30 protein-coding genes and 1 pseudogene are annotated in these 25,397 nt (G+C 39.7%); 11 read left to right on the forward strand and 20 right to left on the reverse strand.

Features of this window, described 5'->3' with window-relative positions:
• Positions 1-126: 126 nt before the first annotated feature.
• From HT697_RS07680 to HT697_RS07720, 9 genes are all read right to left on the reverse strand, one after another.
• The gene (locus tag HT697_RS07680) at positions 127-1,356 is read right to left on the reverse strand and encodes an AAA family ATPase (protein WP_173219222.1); all 1,230 of its coding nucleotides are present in this window, start codon (positions 1,354-1,356) and stop codon (positions 127-129) included.
• Positions 1,357-1,359: 3 nt separating this feature from the next.
• Complete coding sequence (locus HT697_RS07685) at positions 1,360-1,515, reverse strand: hypothetical protein (protein ID WP_173219219.1); 156 nt, start codon at positions 1,513-1,515, stop codon at positions 1,360-1,362.
• Entirely contained in the window at positions 1,508-1,783 is a 276-nt protein-coding gene (locus tag HT697_RS07690) for an XRE family transcriptional regulator (protein WP_173219216.1), read from the reverse strand. The genes HT697_RS07685 and HT697_RS07690 overlap by 8 nt, the downstream gene beginning before the upstream one ends.
• Positions 1,776-2,117, reverse strand: coding sequence for a DNA-binding protein (locus tag HT697_RS07695; RefSeq protein WP_173219213.1), 342 nt, complete (start codon positions 2,115-2,117; stop codon positions 1,776-1,778). Before HT697_RS07695 ends, HT697_RS07690 begins: the two co-directional genes overlap by 8 nt.
• A complete protein-coding gene (locus tag HT697_RS07700) occupies positions 2,114-2,329 on the reverse strand; it encodes a hypothetical protein (RefSeq protein ID WP_173219211.1) in 216 nt (71 codons plus the stop codon). Before HT697_RS07700 ends, HT697_RS07695 begins: the two co-directional genes overlap by 4 nt.
• A gap of 1 nt (position 2,330) precedes the next feature.
• Complete coding sequence (locus tag HT697_RS07705; protein WP_173219208.1) at positions 2,331-2,531, reverse strand: hypothetical protein; 201 nt, start codon at positions 2,529-2,531, stop codon at positions 2,331-2,333.
• A 1-nt stretch (position 2,532) separates the two neighbouring features.
• On the reverse strand, positions 2,533-3,042 hold the full coding sequence (locus HT697_RS07710) for a hypothetical protein (RefSeq protein WP_173219205.1): 510 nt from the start codon (positions 3,040-3,042) through the stop codon (positions 2,533-2,535).
• A 280-nt stretch (positions 3,043-3,322) separates the two neighbouring features.
• Positions 3,323-3,949 carry a Rha family transcriptional regulator gene (locus HT697_RS07715; protein WP_173219203.1) on the reverse strand — a complete coding sequence of 209 codons (627 nt, stop codon included), beginning with the start codon at positions 3,947-3,949 and terminating at the stop codon, positions 3,323-3,325.
• Positions 3,950-3,963: 14 nt separating this feature from the next.
• On the reverse strand, positions 3,964-4,164 hold the full coding sequence (locus HT697_RS07720; RefSeq protein ID WP_000040966.1) for a helix-turn-helix domain-containing protein: 201 nt from the start codon (positions 4,162-4,164) through the stop codon (positions 3,964-3,966).
• A 207-nt stretch (positions 4,165-4,371) separates the two neighbouring features.
• Between HT697_RS07720 and HT697_RS10380 the strand changes: the two genes are divergently transcribed.
• The 7 genes from HT697_RS10380 to HT697_RS07755 all read left to right on the forward strand — a co-directional run bounded on the left by HT697_RS10380 (position 4,372) and on the right by HT697_RS07755 (position 11,020).
• Positions 4,372-4,929, forward strand: coding sequence for a helix-turn-helix domain-containing protein (locus HT697_RS10380; RefSeq protein ID WP_240147153.1), 558 nt, complete (start codon positions 4,372-4,374; stop codon positions 4,927-4,929).
• Positions 4,930-5,406: 477 nt separating this feature from the next.
• Entirely contained in the window at positions 5,407-6,231 is an 825-nt protein-coding gene (locus HT697_RS07730) for a KilA-N domain-containing protein (protein WP_078748291.1), read from the forward strand.
• Positions 6,232-6,391: 160 nt separating this feature from the next.
• Positions 6,392-7,558, forward strand: a complete 1,167-nt coding sequence (locus HT697_RS07735) for a site-specific integrase (RefSeq protein WP_173219200.1) — start codon at positions 6,392-6,394, stop codon at positions 7,556-7,558.
• A gap of 160 nt (positions 7,559-7,718) precedes the next feature.
• Positions 7,719-8,663 carry a magnesium transporter CorA family protein gene (locus tag HT697_RS07740; RefSeq protein ID WP_000815623.1) on the forward strand — a complete coding sequence of 315 codons (945 nt, stop codon included), beginning with the start codon at positions 7,719-7,721 and terminating at the stop codon, positions 8,661-8,663.
• 11 nt (positions 8,664-8,674) lie between these two features.
• Complete coding sequence (locus tag HT697_RS07745) at positions 8,675-9,352, forward strand: DUF1129 domain-containing protein (RefSeq protein WP_173219197.1); 678 nt, start codon at positions 8,675-8,677, stop codon at positions 9,350-9,352.
• A gap of 264 nt (positions 9,353-9,616) precedes the next feature.
• Positions 9,617-10,651 (forward strand): S66 peptidase family protein, encoded by a 1,035-nt coding sequence (locus HT697_RS07750; RefSeq protein WP_173262778.1) that lies wholly within the window; start codon positions 9,617-9,619, stop codon positions 10,649-10,651.
• 105 nt (positions 10,652-10,756) lie between these two features.
• A complete protein-coding gene (locus tag HT697_RS07755; RefSeq protein WP_000166114.1) occupies positions 10,757-11,020 on the forward strand; it encodes a SemiSWEET family transporter in 264 nt (87 codons plus the stop codon).
• Between the two features lie 84 nt (positions 11,021-11,104).
• Here HT697_RS07755 and HT697_RS07760 read toward each other — a convergent pair whose 3' ends face one another.
• From HT697_RS07760 to mutL, 3 genes are read right to left on the reverse strand one after another with little or no spacing between them, the layout of a single operon-like run.
• Positions 11,105-11,668: a DNA-3-methyladenine glycosylase I gene (locus HT697_RS07760; protein ID WP_173219191.1), complete on the reverse strand. Its 564-nt coding sequence runs from the start codon at positions 11,666-11,668 to the stop codon at positions 11,105-11,107.
• 9 nt (positions 11,669-11,677) lie between these two features.
• A complete protein-coding gene (ruvA, locus tag HT697_RS07765; protein WP_173219189.1) occupies positions 11,678-12,271 on the reverse strand; it encodes a Holliday junction branch migration protein RuvA in 594 nt (197 codons plus the stop codon).
• Positions 12,272-12,286: 15 nt separating this feature from the next.
• Positions 12,287-14,236, reverse strand: a complete 1,950-nt coding sequence (gene mutL, locus HT697_RS07770; RefSeq protein ID WP_173262780.1) for a DNA mismatch repair endonuclease MutL — start codon at positions 14,234-14,236, stop codon at positions 12,287-12,289.
• A gap of 311 nt (positions 14,237-14,547) precedes the next feature.
• Here mutL and HT697_RS07775 point away from each other — a divergent pair, with 311 nt between their 5' ends.
• The 3 genes from HT697_RS07775 (at position 14,548) to HT697_RS07785 (ending at position 16,919) form a co-directional block, all read left to right on the forward strand.
• Positions 14,548-14,988 carry a LytTR family DNA-binding domain-containing protein gene (locus HT697_RS07775; RefSeq protein ID WP_173262783.1) on the forward strand — a complete coding sequence of 147 codons (441 nt, stop codon included), beginning with the start codon at positions 14,548-14,550 and terminating at the stop codon, positions 14,986-14,988.
• Complete coding sequence (locus HT697_RS07780; RefSeq protein WP_173262786.1) at positions 14,985-15,443, forward strand: DUF3021 domain-containing protein; 459 nt, start codon at positions 14,985-14,987, stop codon at positions 15,441-15,443. The genes HT697_RS07775 and HT697_RS07780 overlap by 4 nt, the downstream gene beginning before the upstream one ends.
• Before the next feature lie 213 nt (positions 15,444-15,656).
• Positions 15,657-16,919 carry an NRAMP family divalent metal transporter gene (locus HT697_RS07785; protein WP_173262789.1) on the forward strand — a complete coding sequence of 421 codons (1,263 nt, stop codon included), beginning with the start codon at positions 15,657-15,659 and terminating at the stop codon, positions 16,917-16,919.
• Between the two features lie 285 nt (positions 16,920-17,204).
• Here HT697_RS07785 and nrdI read toward each other — a convergent pair whose 3' ends face one another.
• The 5 genes from nrdI to HT697_RS07810 form a co-directional block, all read right to left on the reverse strand.
• Entirely contained in the window at positions 17,205-17,675 is a 471-nt protein-coding gene (gene nrdI / locus HT697_RS07790; RefSeq protein ID WP_054367909.1) for a class Ib ribonucleoside-diphosphate reductase assembly flavoprotein NrdI, read from the reverse strand.
• 77 nt (positions 17,676-17,752) lie between these two features.
• The gene (locus tag HT697_RS07795; RefSeq protein ID WP_173262792.1) at positions 17,753-18,286 is read right to left on the reverse strand and encodes an ABC transporter permease; all 534 of its coding nucleotides are present in this window, start codon (positions 18,284-18,286) and stop codon (positions 17,753-17,755) included.
• A gap of 60 nt (positions 18,287-18,346) precedes the next feature.
• On the reverse strand, positions 18,347-19,633 hold the full coding sequence (locus HT697_RS07800) for a response regulator transcription factor (RefSeq protein ID WP_173262795.1): 1,287 nt from the start codon (positions 19,631-19,633) through the stop codon (positions 18,347-18,349).
• A gap of 11 nt (positions 19,634-19,644) precedes the next feature.
• Positions 19,645-21,315, reverse strand: coding sequence for a sensor histidine kinase (locus tag HT697_RS07805; RefSeq protein ID WP_345789523.1), 1,671 nt, complete (start codon positions 21,313-21,315; stop codon positions 19,645-19,647).
• On the reverse strand, positions 21,293-21,907 hold the full coding sequence (locus HT697_RS07810) for a YesL family protein (protein WP_173262798.1): 615 nt from the start codon (positions 21,905-21,907) through the stop codon (positions 21,293-21,295). Before HT697_RS07810 ends, HT697_RS07805 begins: the two co-directional genes overlap by 23 nt.
• Before the next feature lie 134 nt (positions 21,908-22,041).
• On the opposite strand from HT697_RS07810, the gene HT697_RS07815 reads away from it, so the two are divergent.
• Positions 22,042-22,611 carry an MptD family putative ECF transporter S component gene (locus HT697_RS07815; protein ID WP_173262801.1) on the forward strand — a complete coding sequence of 190 codons (570 nt, stop codon included), beginning with the start codon at positions 22,042-22,044 and terminating at the stop codon, positions 22,609-22,611.
• Positions 22,612-22,825: 214 nt separating this feature from the next.
• Here the strand turns inward: HT697_RS07815 and HT697_RS07820 are convergent.
• The 3 genes and pseudogenes from HT697_RS07820 to HT697_RS07830 all read right to left on the reverse strand — a co-directional run.
• Positions 22,826-23,026, reverse strand: a pseudogene (locus tag HT697_RS07820) (ABC transporter permease); the annotation flags it as partial.
• A 22-nt stretch (positions 23,027-23,048) separates the two neighbouring features.
• Positions 23,049-24,293: a transporter gene (locus HT697_RS07825; protein ID WP_173262803.1), complete on the reverse strand. Its 1,245-nt coding sequence runs from the start codon at positions 24,291-24,293 to the stop codon at positions 23,049-23,051.
• A gap of 185 nt (positions 24,294-24,478) precedes the next feature.
• Complete coding sequence (locus HT697_RS07830; protein WP_240149764.1) at positions 24,479-25,258, reverse strand: Rgg/GadR/MutR family transcriptional regulator; 780 nt, start codon at positions 25,256-25,258, stop codon at positions 24,479-24,481.
• Positions 25,259-25,397: the final 139 nt, after the last annotated feature.

Consider the following 25,397-nt stretch of genomic DNA (forward strand, 5'->3'; position numbering starts at 1 on the left):
TTTGTAAAGGTGTAAAATCTTGTAAAATTTTTACACTTTTTTTACAACTTTTTACAAGTCTTTACATTGTAAAATTTACAAGTCTTTACATTGTAAAATTTACAAGTCTTTACACATTTTGAATTGTTAATAAGTTGGGTTTTCTTGTATCAATCCATCTATAACCACCACATTATTATCAGATTCCTCAATTAGTTTATCTAAGCTAGGTCTACTAATTTTTGCGAAACGTGAAAGCTCTGATTTTCTTGGTAATCTATTATTTACCTGTTCAAAGTCTGCTATCATAGATTTTAATTTATTCGTCGCTCTTTCTCTAATTTCTTCATTAGCCAACACCTTTTCTTTAATATCCTTTGGTAATGGTATTCCTGGTTCGTGGTAAGCTAATATTTTCTCCTTATCGTTTATCAACTGTGGATAGTAGAAAAGAAAATTTTTCTCCCCGTCATAATCAACTTCCGAGGTGACCGCTTCAAGTCTCCAATAAGTTCGTGTTTTTAATGGCAAATCTATGTTATCAAAATTTTGTAGAATTTCTCGCGTTTGTTCAGTAGGTAAATGTTCCAGCGCTACCTCTATATGGTTTCGTAAATCCTCGCTTGTTGCTCTCTTGTTTTTGAAATTGATATAGTCATTTGTTACATTTAGCTGAAAATATCTTTTATTGTGCGTAGTTATTACATTCTTGGCCAAATCCCAGACAGCTTCTAATCTCTCTAGGCGTAACAATTCGGGATCTAATTCCATCTTGAAAAATTCTAACAAGCTATCGCAATGAGCTAGGGACTCTGACCACTGGGCAAAGTCTGAACTTTCCGTAGTCCCTTTCGGTCTATCTCTATGACTTTGTGTATAGATCAGGCCACCGCCTACGTGTTGGTTAATCTGTTGCAAATAATCCCCTAAGGAGCCCCCGAACTGCAGTAGTTTCAAATTATCAATACTATCAATAATAACCACTTGAAAAGCGTTGTTTGGTACTTTATCTTTTACAACTTTGGCTAAATCTTCTAAGGCCGTTGACTTTGGAAGAGTTAAGATAGAAATATTGTCAAGATCTTTTTGCTCAACTTCTAAAAGTTGGGCAATCTGCATGAACTTACTAAAACAGTCGTTTTCTTTATGATTCGTATTGATATACAAGACGTTGAAAGCTCTTTTACTCTTCCACTCTAGCCAATTACTCCCCTGGGCTAAAGATAGAGCTAGGGAAATAACTACGCTAGTCTTTAAGGATCTTCTTGGCGCCGATATACCCAATACTTGCCCGCGTCTCAACAATCCTGTCAAAATGCTAGCAGATGGCCCTATTGTCTCGGCAGGAACTTGTCCTAGTTTTTTAATTTCTGTCATTGGTTATCCTTTCTGGTTTTTCAATCGTTTCTTTTTCAGTTTCTTTAATTGTTGTAACTCTTTTCGTTGCTCAAGCGTTAATTGTCTATTTTTCCAAGTGTAGCCGTTGGTAGTCCGGACAGATTTTCTCTGTCCGGGGAATCTTTCAAAGCTAGCCATTTTCCACCCCCATAAACTTCCAGATGTCAGATATTTTATAATAGATTTTCCTAGTGTCTTCTAGTGGGGGCTGGTATCGTCTTAGCCCAGCATCTTCCCACTTTTGGAGTGTCTTGTACTTTATATCTAACTCGTCCATAGCCTCCTGGGCTGAGATTAACCCTGTCAAACGTGGTTTGACTGTATCACGCGCCTCCAGGTAATTCTCCACAAGCTCCAGAACGCCATGAGTTAGCTCATATTCGCTCTCTTTACTAAGACTAAACATATTCATCAGCTCCCTTCAGTAGTTGCTTGTAGCTCTCTAAATCAGCATTTAAAAGGACGGTTAGGCGTTTCTGTTCTTCCTGTACTTGGTTATAGAATGCTTTTGCTCCGTCCAGTAACTCCTCTTTGTTAGCAGGGATAAAATATCCTCTAAATGTCCCATGACGTACCCCGATGATAGGAACACCGTAGCGCGTGATCAGACGGCTGATAATATCTTGCACGGTTCTTTCTGCCAGCTTAGTGATCAGGCTGATTTCTGCCCCTGTTATGGAGTTCTCAGCCCCTACCTTGATTAGTCTTAATACTCGTTTGTCATTCTCTGATAGACTCATTCAGTTCCTCCGTAAACTCTTACCCCTGCAAGCTGGATATATCGCCCATAATCAGGGTTTAAATCCTCGCTAGGTGTTTCTATCGTCTGTTGGTTTTCTCGCTCAAATTGGGCGCTTTTTTTGCGGTCTCGGTGGTTTAGATAAAGCAATATGCCAATCGATACCACCATAAAGATTACCGCTTGTGTGTTGGTCAAATCTAATTCATTCATGTTATGCCCTCGCTTTGTAATTCTTGATATAGTCCACTTGATCAGTTCGCTCCATCTTCAGGAACTCGTCCACCTCTTCGGTGCTTACCTTTCTATCTACAAAATCAGCAATAAACTGGAAGAGGTTTGGGCGTTTCGCTTTAATCTCAGCCATTACTTCATCAAATTCTGCCTGTGTCATGTTGTCTAGGTCTAGTGTCATTTTAACCCTCCTCATGAATCATCATTCCACGGGTGTACCCAATCGAACTTGTCCATAAGTCCAAGAGATTTTTTTTACCTCGTTTTTTCTTGGCAATATCAACTGCTAAAAGTTCCCATACATAATTTAATAATTGACTTTGATCCATAGGATAAACATTCTCTTTGGTCAATTCTGCTAGATAAGTGGTTAAGAAAAGAAATCCATCAAATCTAGAAACCAGTTTTATAAAATCAGTGTTACCCCAATAATTTCCATAAAATGAGCGTTCTTCCCACTCCAATTCTCCTATTACCTCAGAAACTACTCTCTGTTTCATCCTTTCCTTCTGTTCCTTAAGTGTTTGCTGTTTTTCACGATATTCTGTACTGTTTAGTTCATTGTAAACATCATCCAAGTCGTTCAATACCCTACTGATTTCTCTTTTAGCTAATGCAGTTTCAGCCCCTACAAGACTTTCTTGTATTTCTTCTAAATTTGTTGAAATAGCTTCTAATTTATCTGCTATCATATTTTCCTCCGTTGGCCTTTAATGTCGTTTCTTATACAGGATTGGCACCACTCCAAACGCTGGGCGATTGCCCCAAGTTGGCGAACGCTTGGAAGTGGTGTCCAGTTTAAAGAATTAGCGCTCTCCGTATGGTCAAAATGCCCTAGATATGCTATAATCTAGGTATAAATCTTTACTAAAACCTCTTTGATAATAGCTTGCCTGCTTTTTGTTAAATTCGTTTTAGTGTTAGTGTGAAAGGCTTTGCGGTGTGGTTATTGCTAAGCCTTTTTTGTTGCAATCACGCGCTTCTTTGGCGTGTTTTTTTATTTCTGAATGCCATAGCTTTGATTTCCTGATAACTCATATTCAAGCCAATCATGGCTATTACCATATCCTCAAATGCTTGGTATTGCTCCAGCTCGTCACTGGTCAAGCTATCAATGCCATTATAGCCCCCACGTTCTTCCCTTAACTGCTTAGCGTTCCTGTCGGTTACTGCTTTTAGTAGCAGGTTGTTCATGGTGCTATGCGGGTACTTTGGGGCTTGTTCCCAATTCTCAATACTGTCATGCAAGGTTTTTCTTTTTGGCTTTTCTAGCGCCCTCTGCATACGAAACTTAGAAAGTTCCTCACGCATTTCAAAGAATGCTTTGACTAGGTTGGTTTTGAAGTTGGCCACTTGCTCGGTATTCTTTAAGAATGTAACTAACAAGGTTGCTTGTTGCTCATTCAAAATATAGTCCTTGGTATTCTGGCCACTTTGTAAAGGTCGCATTTTAAATGACACCTTTCCAAATTGCTCCAGTCGTCCAATTTGTTTTCTAATGTGTTCCTGTATTGCGTGGTGTTTTATTCCAGCGCATTCAGCTATGATTGCACTCGTAGTATACGGCTCTTTTTTACCGTCCATATAGACTAGTTCCATCGGTTTGCTCCTTTCTAGCTATAAAATAGTTCATCTATGGTTATATCTGATTTGATTTCTGCAACCATTGACTTAATCGCTAGGCGTTCTTTGTCATTGAATGGCGTTTTACCTAATTCTTTGTTGTTGTACGACTGCAAAGAAATTTTTAGCTTGTCCGCCATTTGTTGCTGAGTTAGTCCTAACATAACCCGATAGCCTCGTAGTTTGCTCATAGATTTGCTCCTTTCTAAAAAAATCCCCCTCCATGAATAGATTGAAAGTGTGAAAGGTTGAAGGGAGTGGTATCCAATTTGGATAACTTTCGTTTTATTATATATCCATTTCGGTTAATTGTCAACTGTTTTTTAGAATTTTTTGTATCATTTCTTGATACTTTTATAAAAATCAGATATAATCATCTGTGAAAGGTGTGATAAATTATGAATAGATTGAAAGAACTGAGAAAACAAAAAGGGCTAACCCAACAAGGATTAGCTGATGAAATTTCTGTATCTAAAATCACCGTATTGCGATGGGAAAACGAGGAACGCCAAATTAAACCAGAAAAAGCCCAGCAACTAGCTGACTACTTCGGGGTAAGCGTTGGGTATCTGCTGGGGTATGAGGATGACTCTAGCTTAATAAAAGAATTAGGCCAAAAAATTTCTAAAATGTCCGGTACAGAGGCAATGAATTTTGCTTTTACAGAAGAAGGTGACTTACTCGCTGAATTAATGTATCAAGCTGAATTAAAAAAAGAAAAGCAAAACAACAAAAAATTTAGAAACTTTGTTAAGTTCTTAAAATCAAATATAATCGTTTTAAACGATGAAGAAATTGAAAATTTTTACAATATGCTTTTAACTGCTGATTTAAACAGTGGAAATAAAAAGAAATTATTTGAAAAAGTGGCAGATGAAGACTTTACTAAAGCTGTTGATTTCTTAGAAAATAACGGATACACTATCTTCTTCGATAAATCATATAACGATGACTAATATCACGCCATCAGCAAAGTCGTAAGTCTATATAGATAAAAATCCCCCATATTTGCCAATATCAACCATCTTTTCATGGTCTATTGTGCAAAAACGGGGGAAATTGAAGAATAGAAAGCCAATTTTACAGACTAAAGCGCAAAAATGAGCGAAATTGAAGAATAGCAACAAAAAAAGGTAAGTCAATACCCTTACCTTTAATCAAGACTAATATAATCAACCTAATTGAACCAGATGGTGCTAACTCTCTATACACTATAGAGGACGCTCCCGATAAGATGATTACAACATTATTATACCACTCTTGAATTTAAAATGCGACCTATAGCATGCCCACGCGCCACAATGTTCAACAATCCTGAAGCGCGTGGATTCTCGTGGTTCGTTCGTGCTTCAAGCCTATATAAGCCCCATATCTACTAATTTTATTGATGTCAACAAATATCAACCACTTACAATGTTTTAGAAAGGACTACCATGGTTAAAATCAACGCAAACGGTAAAGAAATCACTTTACTAGCCAATAATACTGATTATATCAGCTTGACCGATATAGCTAAATATAAAAATAGCGAAGATCCTAGAATAGTCATATCAAACTGGCTTAGTAGTTACGCTACTATAGATTTTTTAGCAACTTGGGAAAGTATTAATAACCCAAATTTTAACCGTATGGAATTCCATACGGTTAGAAATGAACCTGGTAGGCTTGTAATGACTTCTAAACAATGGATAGAAAGAATGAACGCCATCGGTATCACTTCAAAAGCTGGCCGTTACGGTGGAACATATGCCCACTCAGACATAGCCTTTGAGTTTGCTTCTTGGATTTCCCCAGAGTTCAAACTCTACATCATTCAAGACTATCAACGGCTTAAACAAGAAGAGGCCTATAGAAATCAGTTAGATTGGCAAGTGAACCGCTATATTTCAAAACTCAATTACACAATACAAACTGATGCAATTAAAGAAAATATTGTCCCAACACTCCAGCCGTCTCAAATATCATACGCTTACTCCTCTGAAGCTGACTTGGTTAATGTTGCCTTGTTCGGTATGACTGCCAAAGAATACAAGAAAGCTTTCCCAGAAAAAGACGGCAATCAGCGAGATAATGCCACTATTGAACAGTTATTAGTTCTTAATAATTTACAAAGTCTTAACGCTGAAATGATAAAACAAGGGCTATCACAAAGCAACCGCCTAACTGAACTCAATAGAATCGCCAAAGAACAGTTAGAGGTACTTTACAAAAACAATCAAAAAGCTCTGGACAATCTAAAACGCCTAGCCGATAAATAGCCCCATATCCGCCTTGTTTCCTACTCTGGTATTATTTACCGTCTGACTATTTAAAATTGAATACAGGGCAATCTGTGAAGCCCTAGCATGATATAAACCACAATCTAAAACCTTTTTGATAATAGCTTGCCTGCTGATGTATTTTAGAAAGGTTTAAATCATGAAAATAACTGAAGTTATAAAAAAAGACGGTAGTAAAGTCTATCGTGCTAATGTATATCTAGGAGTTGACCAGGTAACAGGAAAGAAAGTTAAAACTAAGGTAACGGGGCGGACACAAAAAGAAGTTAAGCAGAAAGCTACTCAAGAAAAAATAGCTTTTCAAAAAACAGGATCTACTAGACAAAAGGCTAGCACCATAAAAAACTATCAAGAATTAGCCAATCTCTGGTTAGAAAGTTATAAGAATACGGTTAAGCCAAACACTCAAGGCAATGTTAGAAAGTTAATCGATAATCATATATTGCCCATTTTCGGGGCTTACAAGCTCGATAAACTCACTACTCCACTTATCCAGTCAATTATCAACGAACTTGCTGACAAGACTAATAGAGGGGAAAAGGGGGCTTTTCTACACTATGACAAGATACACGCTTTAAATAAACGTATCTTACAGTATGGCGTAACCATGCAAGCTATACCGTCTAATCCTGCGCGTGATGTTGTTTTACCTCGCAACACTCAGAAAGCAAAGCGCCGAAAGGTAAAACACTTTGAAAATCAAGAACTAAAAAAGTTTCTTGGTTATCTCGATAATTTAGATAGCGATAGATATCGTTACTACTATGAGACAACGCTCTATAAGTTCCTATTGGCTACTGGTTGCCGTATCAATGAAGCTTTAGCTCTTTCCTGGTCTGATATAGATTTAGATAATGCCGTGGTACATGTTACCAAAACACTAAATCGGGATTTAGAAATCAATAGCCCAAAATCTAAGACTAGTTATCGGGATATAGATATAGATCAAGCGACTGTTAGCATGCTAAAACAGTACAAACTACGCCAAACTAAAGAGGCCTGGAAGATAGGGCAACGTGAAAGTGTAGTATTTTCTGATTTCATTCATGAGTATCCTAGCAGTTCAAGACTTAAAAGAAGATTGCAAACACATTTTAAGCGTGCTGATGTTCCTAACATTGGATTTCACGGATTCCGTCACACTCACGCTAGTCTCTTGCTTAACTCTGGAATACCATACAAGGAACTCCAGTACCGCCTAGGTCATTCCACTTTATCAATGACCATGGATATATATAGCCACCTCTCAAAAGAGAACGCAAAAAAAGCAGTCTCATTCTACGAAACTGCACTAAAAGCACTATAGGGGGAGCAAAAAGGGGAGCAAATTTTAAAATCAACATTTCAAGACAAAGTAAAAATCCAATAGCAACAGGATTTTTGTTAGATTTATTTTGAAAAAGGCCGATTTTATAGTATAATAGTACGGTGTGAAAAAATATGAAAAATGAGAAAGGATAAGGGATATGAAACAAGTTTTTCTCTCTACAACAACTGAATTTAAAGAGATCGATACGCTTGAACCGGGTACTTGGATCAATCTCGTCAATCCGACTCAAAATGAATCACTCGAAATCGCTAACGCCTTCGATATTGATATTGCCGACCTTCGAGCACCGCTCGATGCGGAAGAAATGTCTCGTATTACGATTGAAGACGAGTACACCCTGATTATCGTTGACGTGCCGGTCACAGAAGAAAGAAATAACCGCACCTACTACGTAACCATCCCGCTTGGTATTATCATCACCGAGGAAACCATTATCACTACGTGTTTGGAACCATTACCGGTCCTCGATGTCTTTATCAACCGTCGATTGCGTAATTTCTACACCTTCATGCGTTCGCGTTTCATCTTCCAGATTCTCTATCGCAATGCAGAACTTTACCTAACAGCCCTTCGTTCGATTGACCGCAAGAGTGAACAAATCGAAAGTCAACTGCATCAATCAACTCGTAATGAAGAATTGATTGAGCTCATGGAATTGGAAAAAACCATCGTCTATTTCAAGGCTTCCCTCAAAACAAATGAGCGTGTGATTAAAAAATTGACCAGCTCAACCAGCAATATCAAGAAATACCTTGAAGACGAAGACCTGCTTGAAGATACCCTGATTGAAACTCAACAGGCCATCGAGATGGCAGATATTTATGGAAACGTCTTGCATTCTATGACAGAGACCTTCGCCTCTATCATTTCTAACAACCAGAACAACATCATGAAAACCTTGGCCCTTGTGACCATCGTTATGTCCATCCCAACCATGGTCTTTTCTGCCTACGGGATGAACTTTAAGGATAATGAAATCCCCCTAAACGGAGAGCCAAATGCCTTCTGGTTAATCGTCTTTATCGCCTTTGCTATGAGTGTCTCGCTCACTCTCTATCTCATCCATAAAAAATGGTTCTAAGAGGAGTTCCTATGTCTCAGATTGATCTACAAAAATTAACTAAGAAAAACCAAGAATTTGTCCACATCGCTACCCAACAATTCATCAAAGATGGAAAAACAGATGCTGAAATTAAGGCTATTTTTGAGGAAGTTATTCCCCAAATCCTTGAAGAGCAAGCCAAAGGCACTACTGCTCGTTCCCTCTACGGTGCACCAACTCACTGGGTTCACAGCTTCACTGTCAAGGAGCAATATGAAAAAGAGCATCCAAAAGAAAATGATGATCCAAAACTCATGATTATGGACTCAGCCCTTTTCATCACTAGCCTCTTCGCCCTCGTCAGCGCCCTCACAACCTTCTTCTCAGCAGATCAGGCTATCGGTTACGGTTTGATTACCCTCCTGCTAGTTGGACTGGTTGGTGGATTTGCCTTCTACTTGATGTACTACTTCGTTTACCAATACTATGGACCAGATATGGACCGCAGTCAACGCCCACCTTTCTGGAAATCTGTACTGGTTATCCTAGCTTCTATGTTCCTTTGGTTGCTTGTCTTCTTTGCAACAAGCTTCCTACCAGCTAGCCTTAACCCAGTACTTGCTCCAGTGCCGCTGGCTATTATCGGAGTAGCCCTCCTAGCCCTTCGCTTCTATCTCAAGAAACGCTTGAACATCCGCAGCGCAAGTGCAGGACCAACACGTTATTAAGAAGAATCATAAAAGCAACTGCAGGTGCGGTTGCTTTTTCACTACTTTCTTGATTTAAAAGCATTCTTCTGAAATCCCACATAGCTCTATCTAATCTTTTGTGATAAAATAGGCTCATACTCAATGAAAATCAAAGAGCAAACTAGGAAGTTAGCCGCAGGTTGCTCAANNACGAAGTCAGTAACCATACATACGTCAAGGCAAAGCTGACGTGGTTTGAAGAGATTTTCGAAGAGTATCAATCTATTTCTAGGAGGATGAGATATGATTTCTACTATTGGTATTGTTAGTTTATCTAGTGGCATTATCGGAGAGGACTTTGTCAAACACGAAGTGGACTTGGGTGTCCAACGTCTCAAGGACCTGGGACTCAATCCTATCTTTTTGCCCCATTCGCTAAAAGGATTAGACTTTATCAAGAACCATCCTGAAGCTCGTGCAGAGGATTTGATTCATGCCTTTTCTGATGATAACATCGACATAATCCTATGTGCCATCGGTGGGGACGATACCTATCGCTTACTACCTTATCTTTTTGAAAATGACCAACTCCAAAAGGTTATCAAACAAAAAATTTTTCTTGGCTTCTCGGATACAACCATGAACCATCTCATGTTGCATAAACTAGGAATCAAGACTTTTTATGGTCAATCCTTCTTAGCAGACATTTGTGAATTAGACAAGGAGATGTTGCCCTATAGCTTTCACTACTTTAAAGAATTGATTGAGACTGGAAGAATTTCAAAAATCCGCCCTAGCAATGTTTGGTATGAGGAACGAACGGATTTTAGTCCCAAGGCTCTGGGGACACATCGTATCAGTCATGCAAATACTGGTTTGGAGTTGTTGCAAGGAAATGCCCAGTTCGAGGGAAAAATCCTCGGTGGGTGTCTTGAGTCCCTCTATGATATCTTTGACAACTCTCGATACACAGATAGCACGGAGCTCTGCCAAGAATACAAACTTTTCCCTGACTTGTCAGACTGGGAAGGAAAGATCCTCTTGCTAGAAACAAGCGAAGAAAAGCCTGATCCGGAATACTTCAAAAAGATGTTGCGGACTTTAAAGGACACTGGTATATTCGAGGTCATCAGTGGACTCCTGGTCGGAAAACCTATGGATGAAACTTTCTATGACGACTATAAAGAGGCACTATTGGATATTATTGACAGCAATATCCCGATTATCTATAATCTAAATGTCGGCCACGCAACTCCGAGAGCAATTGTCCCCTTTGGCGTCCATGCCCATGTAGATGCACAGGAGCAAGTCATTCGCTTTGACTATAACAAAAAATAAATAGTTTCTCTATTTTTGTGCTTTTGTATTCGTTTTCGTTACAATTTGTATCTGAATTTATTGCATTTCGCTAATTTCTATGTTATCCTTTTGAAGGAGGTGTATATGACAAAACAAAAAATTAATCGAATCGTAGGTTCTATTGGTGCCTTTATTGGAATTATAGTATTTATTGCCTACATACCTCAAATTATCGCTAATTTACAGGGAAATAAAGCTCAACCATTTCAACCTTTATCAGCTGCTATATCTTGCTTAATCTGGGTTATTTATGGATGGACAAAGGAACCTAAGAAGGATTGGATACTAATCATTCCAAATTCAGCTGGTGTTATTTTAGGTGGAATCACTTTTTTGACTTCACTCTAACAAATCTAATAGTATATATAAAAAGCTGGGAAGAGTTTCTCAGCTTTTTTCTATATTCTCAGATATTCTAATTACCTATACTCACTAATTGCCGCTTTTCCACTCACAATCATTCTCATGGTCATCAACTAGCCCTGCAGCCTGTAGAAAAGACAAGATAGCGACTGGGCCTGTGAACTTGAAACCTCTTTTTTTGAGATCTTTGGCTAATTTTTCAGACAAGGGTGTTTTAGCTGGGGCTTGGCGGTAGTCGGGAACATCATTAACGATCGTTTTCCCCTCAACAAAAGACCAAAGATAGGCATCAAAAGAGCCGTACTCTGCCTGTAGTCGTAGAAAGGCTTGAGCATTAGCGCGTGTAGAAAAAATCTTGGCTCTATTTCGGATGATGGCTGGATTGTCTAACAAGGCTTCCAATTCGGTGTCGGTCATCTCTGCAACTGCTTGAATTTGATAGCCATGAAAGGCTTCTCGGAAAGCTTGACGTTTGTTGAGCACCGTTTCCCAAGATAGGCCTGCCTGATAGGTTTCCATACACAATAACTCAAACAATGCTTGGTCATCATGGAGAGGCTGGCCCCACTCCTCATCATGATAGGCAATGTAGAGCGGATTGGTCATCTTGACCCACGAACAACGTTTTGTCATGCTCTACTCCTATTTGACCAACATTTTAAGGGCCGACTTGATATAGTTCTCAGCTGTATCTGTCGTTCCTTCAAAGAATTTCTTGATTTTCTTGAGTTCTGTTGCCTTGTAGCCCAGAGCCAGCATAGCTTCCATGGCTTCTTCCAGTTCTTGGTTTTCAGTGCTAGCTTGCACTGCCACCTTAGCAGGAAGGTCATCTCCTGCAACTACTACCTTGCCTTCCAAGTCCAGCACCATCTGCTGGGCTGTTTTCTTGCCAATTTTAGGGAATTTGGTCAAGTAGGTGATGTTCTTGGTTTCAATGGCTTGAACCAAGCCAGCATTGTCATCAGCAGCGATAATAGCAAGAGCTGATACAGGACCAATCCCAGAGACCGAAATCAGACTGAGAAAGAGTTTTTTCTCGTCTTCTGAGCGAAATCCATAAAGCAGATGAGCGTCCTCACGCACGACTTGATGCACATAAATCTGAGCCTCCTGATTGACCTGTCCCGAGTAAGCATAGGGATTGGCCACATGCAGGATATAACCGATACCGTTGGTTTCAAGAACAATGTATTTAGCAGTGATTTTGGTAATGATTCCTTTTAAATATTCGTACATAGTTTTCCTTTTAGTTTAATATTTCCCCAACTCACGGAGACTGGTGTGATTTTCCTGAATGCGTCGGAACATCTTTTCCATATCCGACTTAGTAAAATGCACCAAAACAGGACGTCCATGGGGACAGTTATAGGGATTGTCACATTGAGAAAGTTGATAAAGGAGCTGTCTGGCCGAATGGTCATCGATACGATGATTGGCCTTGATAGACCGCTTGCAGGACATCATGATAGCCAGCTCTGCCCGGTATTTCTTGATAGAAACTTCCTTGGTCAAGAGTAGCATATCACACATTTCATAGATGCCTGACTCAATCTCTTCTTCTGCCATCCAAATAGGATGTTCACGTAAGATAAATTGATTTTCTCCGTACTCTGCTAGAAAGACTCCAACTTCCTCTAAAAGTGCCATTCTTTCCTTAAGACGAAGGGCATCATCCGCAGGAAATTCAAAAATATAGGGCACTAGGAGTTGCTGCTGGCTCTGGTCAACATTGCCAATGCTTTCACGATACTCCTCGTACTTGACCCGTTCCTGAGCCGCGTGCTGGTCTATGATATAGAGCCCATCTCGCCCTTGGGCAAAGAGATAGGTTCCATGCATTTGCCCGAAAAATTCCAACTCTGGAAAGCTTGATGATTCTTCTCGCTCCAGCTTGTCATAGGCCTTATCAAGACTAGCAAGATCTAACTCTGGATGGTCTAGTTGATCGTAGTTAGCAGGTTTTCGCTCTGCAAAATGCAATTTTGCTGGCTTGGTCAATTGGTCCAAGGTTCCCTTGGCAAACAGGGTCAAATCCTGTCCTTCATCAGTCAATTCTACCTGATAATCAGCCACCTCAGCTTGGCTAGGTCTTGTCGGCTCTGTTTGCTCATAGTAGAGCGTATTTTCTTTGAGTGGGAGAATAGTTTGCTCCACCTTCTCACGATTGCGGACGGTCGATTTGGCAAGATTTTCCAAGGCATCTGGTATCAAGGTTTGTTCCTTGAGACTGTTGGAAATAGCTTCTGAGACCAGCGTCATCAATTCTTTTTCCTTGGAAATCCGCACCTCTTGCTTGGTTGGATGAACATTGACATCCGCTAGATAAGGGTCGATATGGATGTGAATGACAGCCAGTGGAAAACGCCCCACCATGAGCTTACTGCCATAGCCGTCAAGAATAGCACGATTGAGCAGGAAGTTCTTGATATAACGGCCATTGATGAAGAGGCTGATATAATTGCGATTGGCCCGAGTCAACTCAGGCAAGGACACAAAACCTGAAATTTCGAAATCAAGGTCAGAATTCTCAATTTCAATCATCTTCTTTGCACTCGCCAAACCGTAAATCCCTGCGATAGCTTGGCGCAATTGACCAGTCCCAGCTGTCCGCGTCATTTCCTTGCCATCACTAATCAAGCTGAAAGAAATCTCAGGATGGGCCAAGCCCAGACGGTTGACAATATCAATGATATGAGACAACTCCGCCTGCTGGCTCTTCATATACTTGAGACGGGCAGGCGTGTTGAAGAAGAGATCCTCTACACAAACCTTGGTTCCCACAGGACTAGTCGCTGGGATGACTTCCTCAACTTCACCCCCACGCGCGACTAACTTGGTTCCATGACTTGCACCATCCACCGCAGTCAACAGAGTTAAAACGCTGACGGATGCTATAGAAGGCAGGGCTTCACCACGAAAACCAAGCGTCCGAATCCGAAAGAGGTCTGCTTGATTTTTTATCTTACTAGTCGCATGACGACGCAGAGCCAACTCCACCTCATCGTGGGCGATTCCATGACCATTATCTGTGATTTGAATCTTCTTAAGACCTGCTTCCTCAATCTCAACAATAATCTGGCTAGAGCCCGCGTCAATGGCATTTTCTACCAGCTCCTTAACAACACTGGCAGGACGTTCAATGACCTCCCCAGCTGCAATCTGGTTTGCCAACACCTCTGGCAATTCAATAATATGAGACATTTTTCAGCCCCTTTCCGTATCTATTTTCCTAGAAATTGATTAGTGCTATTATACCATATTTCAGATAGGACAGAAAAGCTAGCACCACATAGAAGCCAAATCCCTCCACATAGACAAAGCCCCTTGCCAGGGGGAATAAAATAGTGGTATACTCAATAAAAATCAAAGAGCAAACTAGAAAGCTAGGCGCAGACAGTACTTTAGTACGGCAAGACGACGCTGACGTGGTTTGAATTTGATTTTTGAAGAGTATTAATAAAAGTGTACAAGAAGTGATCACAATTTTGTATGAAAAACAAGGAGAGAAATTTATGAAAGTAGAACTACAGATTAGTGAAACTTACGAAGAGGAAAAGCTGATTGTCCAAGCACCTCAAGAGACCGAAAAAGTCCAAAAAGTCATCGAATTCGCAGAAAATCTTGACCAAAAAGAAAAAATCAAAGGGAAAGTCGAAAATCAGGTCTATCTCGTTGAGATTGGCAAGATTCAGCGTTTCTATATAGAGAATCGAAAGGTTCTAGCAGAAACCGCGAGTCAGACCTACAGCATTGATTTGCGGCTCTATCAAGTTCTTGAAATTCTGCCGACCACTTTTATCCAAATTTCCCAATCTGAAATCGTCAATATCGACTCTATCTCTCATCTCAAGCTCACGCCCAACGGTCTGGTTGAAATTTTCTTGAAAAACGAAAGCTTCACCTACTCTTCACGCCGTTATCTAAAAACCATCAAGGAGAAATTAGAACTATGAAAAAACAAATCTTCCACGACGCAGCTACTGGTGTCCTCATCGGCCTCATCCTCTCTATCATCTTTTCACTCATTTATGCACCAAATACCTACGCACCACTAAATCCCTCCTCTATCATCGGCCAAGTGATGGCTCAGCATCAGGTTCACGGTGCCCTGGTCTTGCTCTACTGCACACTTATCTGGGCAGCTATCGGTATTCTCTTCAACTTTGGTAACCGCTTATTCAGCCGTGACTGGAGCATGCTCCGTGCGACGCTTTCCCATTTCTTCCTTATGCTGGCTGGCTTTGTCCCACTAGCAACTCTGGCTGGTTGGTTCCCCTTCCACTGGTTCTTCTATCTCCAGCTCATTATCGAGTTTGCGATTGTCTATCTCATCATCTGGGCTATTCTCTATAAAAGAGAAGCTAAAAAAGTGGACCATATCAATCAACTCTTGAAACATAAAAAGTAAGAACCTCATAATAAGCAAGACCGAGAAAGAAACTTCTCGGTTTTTTTATCCTGCTACACCTTACTATCATAGCAGTTATTTTCAGATCTTCTTTGTAAATTTTCTGTAATTTTCTATCTTTTTTCAAAATATTCTTGCATTTTCCCAAAGTTTTTTGTAGAATATAGATTACATATCCAGATTATTCTGAAAATTCAAAAAGGAGTATTTATCATGTCGCAAGCTATTTCCTTAAATCAATCAACCTGGTCAAGTAAACTAAAAGCAATGGGACCTGGAATCCTAATGGCAACTGCCGCTGTTGGCGGTTCCCACATTGTATCTTCCACTCAAGCTGGCGGTTCTTACGGTTGGTCTCTACTTCTCTTGGTCATCTTAGCCAATGTCTTTAAATATCCATTTTTCCGTTTTGGTGCTGAATACACAGCTGATACTGGAAAGACTTTGGTTGAAGGTTATGCCGAAAAAGGGAAACTCTATCTCTGGATTTTCTTTATCCTCAATGTCTTTTCGGCTATGGTCAACACGGCTGGTGTTGCCATTCTGTGCTCAGCTATCATCGCCAGTGCCTTCCCAATGATTGGACTTAGCATTACTCAGTGGTCCCTCATTCTCGTTGCCATCATTTGGGCTATGCTACTCTTTGGAGGCTACAGACTTTTAGACGGCATGGTCAAATGGATTATGTCTGCTTTGACCATTGCGACTGTTCTTGCAGTTATCATCGCAGCGGTCAAGCATCCAGAATACAGTTCTGATTTTGTCGAGAAGACACCTTGGCAAATGGCAGCTCTGCCCTTCATCGTCTCCCTCCTAGGATGGATGCCGGCTCCTATTGAAATTTCAGCCATCAACTCACTTTGGTCAGCTGAAAAGAGAAAGACCGTCAACTTTAACACAGAAGACGCTCTGTTTGACTTTAACACTGGTTATATTGGAACAGCTATCCTAGCCGTCTTCTTTGTAGCACTGGGAGCATTGATTCAATATCCTACAGGGCAGGCGGTTGAAGCTGCTTCAGCCAAATACATCTCTCAATTCGTGGGCATGTATGCCTCTGTTCTTGGCGAATGGTCCCGTTACTTGATTACCTTTATTGCCTTCCTCTGTATCTTTGGAACAGTTATCACCGTTATTGATGGTTACTCTCGTGTCAATCAGGAATCTCTCCGACTGCTAATCAGTCAAAAAGAAGACAATCGTAAATCTTTGAACATCTGGATGACCATCACTGCTATCATCGGTATCGTCATTATCAAGTTCTTCGCTGGTCAGGTATCAACCATGCTCCGCTTTGCTATGATTGGTTCTTTCCTGACAACACCATTCTTCGCTCTTTTGAATTATGCCTTGGTAACGCGTGAAAACAAAAATCTTCCTTCTTGGCTCAAACACCTTGCCATTGCAGGATTGCTTTTCCTCTTTGGCTTCGCCATCTTCTTTATCTACGCACTCGCAATCGGAAAAGCAGGTTAACTGACAAGCGCGAGATGAAGATAATACTCTTCGCAAATCAAATTCAAACCACATCAACGTCGCCTTACCGTACTCAAGTACAGCCTGCGGCTAGTTTCCTAGTTTGCTCTTTGATTTTCATTGAGTATAAGGTTTCCTTTCAAGAGAAAATGCAGCAAATATTTCTATCATAAAAAGCATAAGAACAAGGTTTTAAATACCTGAACTTATGCTTTTTTACGTTCTCAAAGACTGTTTATACTCAAAAAAGCAGTTGAAAAACTCCAACCACCTCTTATATCAACTTTAATTCTCCTTTTCCAACTCATACAAATCTGCGATAATCGCTGCGACATGTTTGATATCTTCCAGCATACCTCGCATTTCAAAGTCAGCCAAGACAGGGAAACCAAAACGTTGACTGTACTGCTTTGCTGTCAGGCAGTATTGGTTATTAAAGTTACGATTTCCTGAGCCAACCACGCCAAAACACTTACTAGCATTGTCACCATAGGCGATAAAATCCCCAACGGGTGTCGTCAAGATCTCGACATCTCCGTTATCAACGCCATTCCCACCTTCGAGATAGGTCGGCAAAAAAGCGACATAGGGATGGTCCATTTCATAGAAATCGTGACCTTCCTTGACCAAATCCTTGATATGAATCTTTTGAACCTCAATCCCTTTGTACTGGGACAAGAGATAGTCTTTCAAGCGCGTCACAAAACTTTCAGTGTTGCCACTCAAACTAATATAAACTAAAGAAATTGTCTTCATATTTTCCTCCATGATTTTATTTTTAATCGAAAAAGAACTACCAAGATTGTATCTTGATAGTTCTTTTTTGTCAATACTTAGGCAAGATTTTCTGCTTCCTCTTCTTCTGCCAAGGCTTTCTGTTGTCGCCACATCTTATAGAAGACAAGGGCTAGGAAGAGAACATTGATGACGATATAGAAAATGCTAACAGCTTTTGAACCAATACTCATTGTCAAACGCATGCTTTCATCTTGAACCAACTGCACAGCGTCCTGTAAACCAACATAGCCATAAATCGAACCGATAATAGCTAACAAAACATAGCCAACGTAAGTATAGTTTGCATATTGTAAATTCTTACGAATAAGGAAGACAATCGCTACGACCACTAAAATAACAGATAGCACAATCAAGGCCATATTAAAAATAGAATGAGTTGATTCTGCTACTCCATAGTTGTAATTAAGCTGGTCTTCTAATTGCTGAGCACTGACCCCTGCAACTTGTTTCTGAGCAGCACGAAGGGCTTCTTTGCTAGGTAAGGGACTCAACATTCCAAACAGAGACATAGCTGAAATAAGGGCAGACAAGATTAGCAAGACCCATAGATAAATCGGTTTCTTTTTCATGATAGAACCTCCTAATAATATTATTTTTATTATAGCACATTTTGTAAAGGAATACAAATCTTACAGTATCGTTTCTACCTGTTTTCGGTAGGCTTTTGGCGATTTTCCGCACAATTTTCGGAACACTTTATAGAAATATCCAAGGTTACTGTAACCAACAGCATAACAAATATCTTCGATACTATCACTGGTTGAAAGCAAGAGCTGCTGGGCAGCCTTAATACGTTGTTTGTTTAGTAACTCTGCGAAGGTCGAATCGGTTTCTCGCTTAATCAACTGCCCTAGATAGACAGGATTGATAAAAAGATCCTTACTAATATCCTTGAGAGAAAGTTCTTTCTGATAATCACGACCAATGACTTCCAGCACACTGACCACATTTTCATTCATACGGTATTGACCGAAAAAGCTGGTCAGAGTTTCCTTGATATAAGAAACCAATTCATCGAAGGATTGAATAGCATGAATCGTTTTGACAATGTCCGTCATATCATCAGCTTTGAGATGTTCAAACAAGTGAAAGACATCCATGACAAACTGGATAAAAAGCTGTTTGGTAATCGGAACACGCGGTGTATTTTCAAGAACCACCTTCTCCAAAAGGTTCAACTCTTCAACGATTTGATTGAGATTCCCCTGAATGATAACCCTATAAATCGGTTCGTAATAGGCAAAGAGACTCTGAGACTGTTTTAGATTTACAGAACCGTAAAAGAGGGCTTTCTCAGCATTCAGCTTCCAGCGTTCAAAGTGTTCTTGATAAGGAGCTTCAAAAGGTGTAACGACTAAACCATCTAGGGGTTGGTCAGAAATGAAAATCTGCCAGTCTTGACCCAAGACATAGTAGGGAATGGTGAAGGAACCTTGTTTTTCCTTGGATAAACCTATCCACCAGTTCTCCTTATCCCTTAAATAACTAACAAATCCAGCCTCGTCTAATTCTTGACTAAGAGTCTGACTTTTCTTCCCTCTCTCGCCGAGCTGATCTGCAATCTTCTCCAGCAGATTTCCCAGTTCTACCTTATCAACAGGCTTAACCAGATAGTCCACCACACTAAGGTTCATAGCTCTTTTTACATAATCAAACTCCTGATAACCTGAGAGCAGGATATAGGCAGCATCTGGTAAGATTTCTTTCATCTCCCGAATCATATCAAGCCCTGTTTTGTCTGGCATATTGACATCTGAAATGATGACATCGACAGGATTTTCCTGAACATATTCTAGGGCTTCATCGGCATGACTGGCTGTTGCGACGACCTCCATATCCCACTTATCAAAGGGAATCAAACGTTTCAGACCTTCTGTCACCATGTACTCATCATCTACTAATAATACTTTATACATTTTCTCCCTTTCTACTCATCTTGAATTGTAATACGATACTGAACACCGGCTTGCTCCGCAGACTCTATAGTAATGGCATAGCGGTCTCCAAAATAGAGCACAAAACGCTCATGTACATTGGCAATCCCGATAGACTTCCTTTGATCACTGTAACTGTCTTGGTGTTCAAACTGTCTCTGACTTAATTTTTCTCGAATATTTGCCAACTTTTCAGCCGACATTCCTCTACCATTATCGATCACCAAAATTTCCACAAAACCATCCTGTTTAAGAGCCTTGATGCTAATCACATTATCTGTCCGCCTGTGGTCAACACCATGCGCGAAATAGTTTTCTACCAGCGGTTGCAAGGTAAACTTGGGAATCTTCATATTCTCTAACTCTGGATCTATCTTGAAACCATAGGCAATGGACTTGGGATAGCGAACCATGCAGAGATAGCTGTATTTACGGCAAAATTCTAATTCCTGTTTGAGGAGGGTCTCTCTTTCGTCGGAAATATTGTTACGCAAGAGACTACTGAATTCATAAATGATATCTGCCAACTCATCTTGACTCTGCATAACTGCATACATGCGCAAGAACTCCAGCGTATTATACATAAAATGAGGATTGATTTGCGCCTGCAAGGCTCGCATATTGGCATCTTTTTGACTAAGCTCTAACTGGTAAATATCATGGATATTCTTTTCCAATCGATCCAACATATCATTGGTCGTCTCCGCGATTAGGAGTAATTCCTGATCTTTTTCGGAAATGTCAATCCGACGCCCCTCTTCGCCTTGAGCAATGACTTGAATGGATTCCACTAAATCCACTACCTGCTTTTGGTAATTAGCAAAAGTCTGCCTCAAAGTCAGATAAAGAATGACAATAAAGAGCAGGCTCAAGCTCACAATCAAAGCAGAGCTGGTCACCGTTCCTTGTAAAACAAAGTTTTTGGGAACTGCCACCTGAACCTGATAACCATGAGAAGTTAAGCCAACTAGCCAATTTTCACTCTCCTTATCAACTGTCTCACCAATATGAAAAATCTCCGTATCAAAAGGTGAGGTCACTGTTACTGCCATCGGAGTATGACCTCTAGTATTATCAATGGCATGGTATAAAACAGCAGGGTCCAAGGAGATGTAAATCACTCCTAAACCTTGATCTGACACTGGATCTGACACCGGAATGGCAAAACTATTTCCTGCTGGTTTGAAATCTTCAGCCCTGATTTTTTCTCCACTACGTTTGTCTTTAGTAGAAACATAGACTTCCTTGTAATCTTGAAAAGCAATGGCCACCCCAGTTACAAAATCATTTCGAACATAGAGGTCATCAACATTTTCATGCAGAGAGACTGATATATAAGGCGAAGCTTTCCGCTCTAATTGCCAGTAAAAATAGTCTGGCATGCTAAGACTAAAGTACTTATAGATTCCCTCAATACGAGCTTGATTTTCAACTAAAGCCTGAGCTATCTGGGTTGACTCTCTATGGTAATATTCAATTTCACTCACTGTTCTAGCAGTTACACGCTGGGCTACTCTCTGGGCTTCCTTTTCCCGTGAATCCCAGTCAGCGTAAGAGAGTAAGATTGCAAAACTCGCAATAATAATGATCATCACTGAACTGTAGGTTCTCAGAAGCGTATGTAGCCAAAACTGCTTCATTCTATTTTGTCGCCAATTTTTCATGGATACTTTCATAGACCGGTTCCAACATATCACTGATAAAGAAATGCCACATCCCAATTCCTACAAAGAAAAGAAGAGCAGGCATATAGTAACCAATTGCCACAAGTAGCACTGTCCCAAGGAGAACCTTGGCCACAGCTGCTAGACTCATAAAGATACCAATCAAGGATAGTTTGAGACTATTTCGATAAGACAAGTCAAAATAAACTTGTAATTTCAAAGATACTGTATAAGCCAAAAAGATCAGGGCAACTACTAGAACATTCAAAAAGGTCGCAATCAAATGAATAATAGTCTGATGAGGCAATTGTACCAAGAGATACAGGCCATAGACCAAAATCAAATCCACTCCTAGAAAGCTATAGAAAATCAGGTTGCTTGAGACAAAATTTTGCTTATAAAGAGACCACGCCTCCTTCAAACTGTATTCCCGAAAGCTATAACCATGTTCTGCATATAGGCTCATCAAGGTGGCACTAGCCGGCGCTAGACCAAGGATAATCCCTCCCACCAAGGTTAATAACCAAAAGAAGGCTGTCGCAATCATCCCTAAAAAGAAACGATTAAAGACAAAGTCTAAAAATCTCCCCATGATATCCTCCTAAAAATAACTATGAAACTATTATATCATATTTCAAGCGTTTTCAAAAAATTCTAGTGCCCATTTACAATCCCATCAAACCGTGATACAATGAGAATTGTGAAAAAATTATCAGGAGACAATTCATGAAGAAATCTATCTTAACTACACTGCTTTTTGCAGTTCTTTACTTCCTCTGCATGGGGATTGGTGTCCTTTTGGGCAATCTCTTTGACCAAACTGGAAACATGTTTTATGCGCCTGCTTTTACTGCCCTTGTCGGCGGTAGCGTCTATATGATTCTAGTCGCAAAAGTTCCGCGCTTTGGAGCCATTACCACTATCGGCCTTGTTATTGCTCTCTTTTTCTTGGGAACTAAACACGGTGCCGGTGCCTTCCTTCCTGGAATTATCTGTGGCCTGCTAGCAGATGCAGTAGCTAACCTCGGAAAATACAAGGACCAAACAAAAAATTTGCTTTCTTTCATTATTTTTGCCTTTAGCTCAACTGGTCCCATCTTACTTATGTGGATTGCCCCCCAAGCCTATATGGCTACCCTTCTAGCAAGAGGAAAATCGCAAGAATATATCGACCGTATCATGGTCGTACCAAATCCTGGAACCATCCTTCTATTTGTTGCAAGTGTAGTCATCGGAGCCCTAGTGGGTGCCTTGATTGGACAAACCTTGAGTAAAAAATTTGCGCAGAAAATCTAGTCAATAAAAAAGAGCCAGACGGCTCTTTTTTATTTATGGCTCAAGACTTGGTCAAGAAGTCTCCCAAGAATTGATACTCTTCGAAAATCTCTTCAAACCACGTCAACGTCGCCTTGCCGTAGGTATATGTAACTGACTTCGTCAGTCTTATCTCCAACCTCAAAACAGTGTTTTGAGCAACCTGCGGCTAGTTTCCTAGTTTGCTCTTTGATTTTCATTGAGTATGAATTGCAAAGATAATCAAAACGATAATAATGGTTGCCAAGATGGTCACATCGTGATTGTAGCGGTTAAATCCATAAGCGATGGCTACGTTACCAATACCACCAGCTCCAACCGCACCAGCCATAGCTGTTTCACCAACAAGGGAAATCAAGGTCACAGTCGTCACACGAATCAAATCTGGAAGGCCTTCTAGTAATCCTGAGCTTTCTAGGCTAAACTTTTTTACCTGAAAAACTTCTTTTTTCTAGTGATAAAATCAACCCTATCACACTCACTACCAAAAACACCCACCAACAAAGCCTGATATCTTGCAAAGCTAAGAAGGAAAATACAGACATCCCCAAGGGTAATGTTAAAGAAAAAATCATACTCAAGAGATTATTACTTCTAGCTAATACATCCGCGCTCAAGTTAGACAGTAACAGAGTATCTAATTTAGGCATTGATTTCGACATCAAATACATGACAAAGGCTAAGCAGGCAACACCTACTAGAGGAGAAAACTCTAAAATATTAGCAGTAGCAAATAAGACAAACAGAATTGCATTGAGCGATAGCAAACTTGAAAACGACAATTTCCCAAAATAATCATGGGGAGTTAGGCTACCAAGAATAGCTCCTCCTAAGCTAACACATTCAATTAAAAATAGGGCTTGAGCATAGCTGAGATGATAGATAGTATGGTCTAATAAGTAAAAGTGATAAATACCTCCAACAGCTCCTCCCAAAGTATTCATTACCAAAATGACAAGAATAATTTTAAACAATGATTTACTTTCTCTCTGTCTAAATATATCATCCATGTCCGCATAGATTGCCTTAACTTGTTGAAGTAAACTAATCGACTCATTCTCTACCGTTACAGACAAATACGTCAATTCTCTTCTATTTTTGAACAAAATAAGAGAAGATAGTAAAAAGAAGCCGGCATTCACAATTGCAACAAAAGAAAAATTTTGGTGGCTTGTTGTGAGTAACCACACTCCTAAGGCTTGACCTCCTAGATTTGATAAATAGGAAACAAACTGAGTAAAGGAATAAGCTTCATAGAGCTTATCTTCCGAAATATTATGCTGGATAATTGGCATACGAAGGCCTGCTGTATAATCCGATAAAATATCTGAACAGATATTAACCATACAGATAAAAGCAAACGTCACGAAGTTCTGATCATGAATCACACTAGCAATCAAAAGAAATAGCAGACTTTGCACACAACCAACCCAGATAATTGTCCCTGCTTTATTCCGAGTATGATCAGCCTTAATCCCAACATAAAAAGTAAATAGGAAAGGTAAAATCGTAATCATATTCGCCATAAATACTGCTATATTTTTAAAGGGTAGACTCGCAGCATAAACGATAAATACCAGATTATAAATATAAGCTCCACTTGAACTCAAAAACCTCGATAAGGTAAGTATCCTAAATAAATGATGTCTTAAGAATAGTTTCATAACAGGCCTTTCTCCATATTTCAAAGAACATTCTATTGAAACCAGTCTAACAAAAAAAGCGGGAGCCCCCACTTTTTTGTAATATATTTTTTCTGAAAATAGAAACTCTAGCGCCTAGAAACTGCTAATTATCAATCCATCTACAAGCCTATTTATTTTTCACCGGTCGATGTAATGAGAATATATTACAATTCTTCATTTGAAAGCTGATTTGCAAAATAGTTTTCATAGTATCTTGCACCATCTACATACTCTAAATCTTGTAAGATTGTAATGCCTCTCTGGATTTTTTCAAGACCCTTATTTTTTACATTAAAAATAGTATCATAATACCCTTTAGCAATCATATAAATGATTTTCAGATAAGCTTGAGATTCTGGCAATTCTCGTTTTTCAATCTGAAAGATAAAATAATCTGCTTTTAATTTATCCTTTTCCTCTATCGCTTTAAAGAGTCCATTCATCAAAATGGTATCAATACCAGCTTTGTTACTAGGTAAAGAGCCAAATAAATCCGTCTTTTGTAACATCTCCCTAGAATATTTAAAATAGAGGGGCAGAGGAAACAAAGTAGAAATCGTTGAAAATAGTTCCAATTCATAATTTCCCCAGATGTCAATAGTAAAAAAATAGTCATAGAGAAAAGTCAGTTCTTCATCCGTTGCCCTTATTTCTGAATCAAAAAACACGAGAAGGCTTTTGATACGAATCATTTGTAAGAGATAGCTCTTTTTACCACTTGAACTATACTTTTGAGTCGTCTCTTCATACAAGGAGTGGAGAGAATCAATCCCTTCTCTGTCATATAAATCCCAAAGATTTTCTTGAAAAGCCAAAACCTTTTTCTGAGAAAAACCACGTACCAAGTACATAAATTCATTCAAATCAGAGTGGATGTTATCTAAGGCAGTAATCAATTTCATAGAGGATAAATCTGCTTCTCCACGCTCAAATTTGCTCAGCATGGAATAAGTAAACTCTCCTCCCGTCGCCTCCTGTAGAGATACATTCCGGCTCTTTCTCAATTCTTTAAAAACTTCTCCCAGATTTTGCATATTGACTCCCCACAATTCTTAACTCTCTAACTCATAAAAGTAACGGTTG

The sequence above is a fragment of the Streptococcus sp. 1621 genome, assembly GCF_013276615.1.
In the GTDB taxonomy this organism is placed as follows: domain Bacteria; phylum Bacillota; class Bacilli; order Lactobacillales; family Streptococcaceae; genus Streptococcus.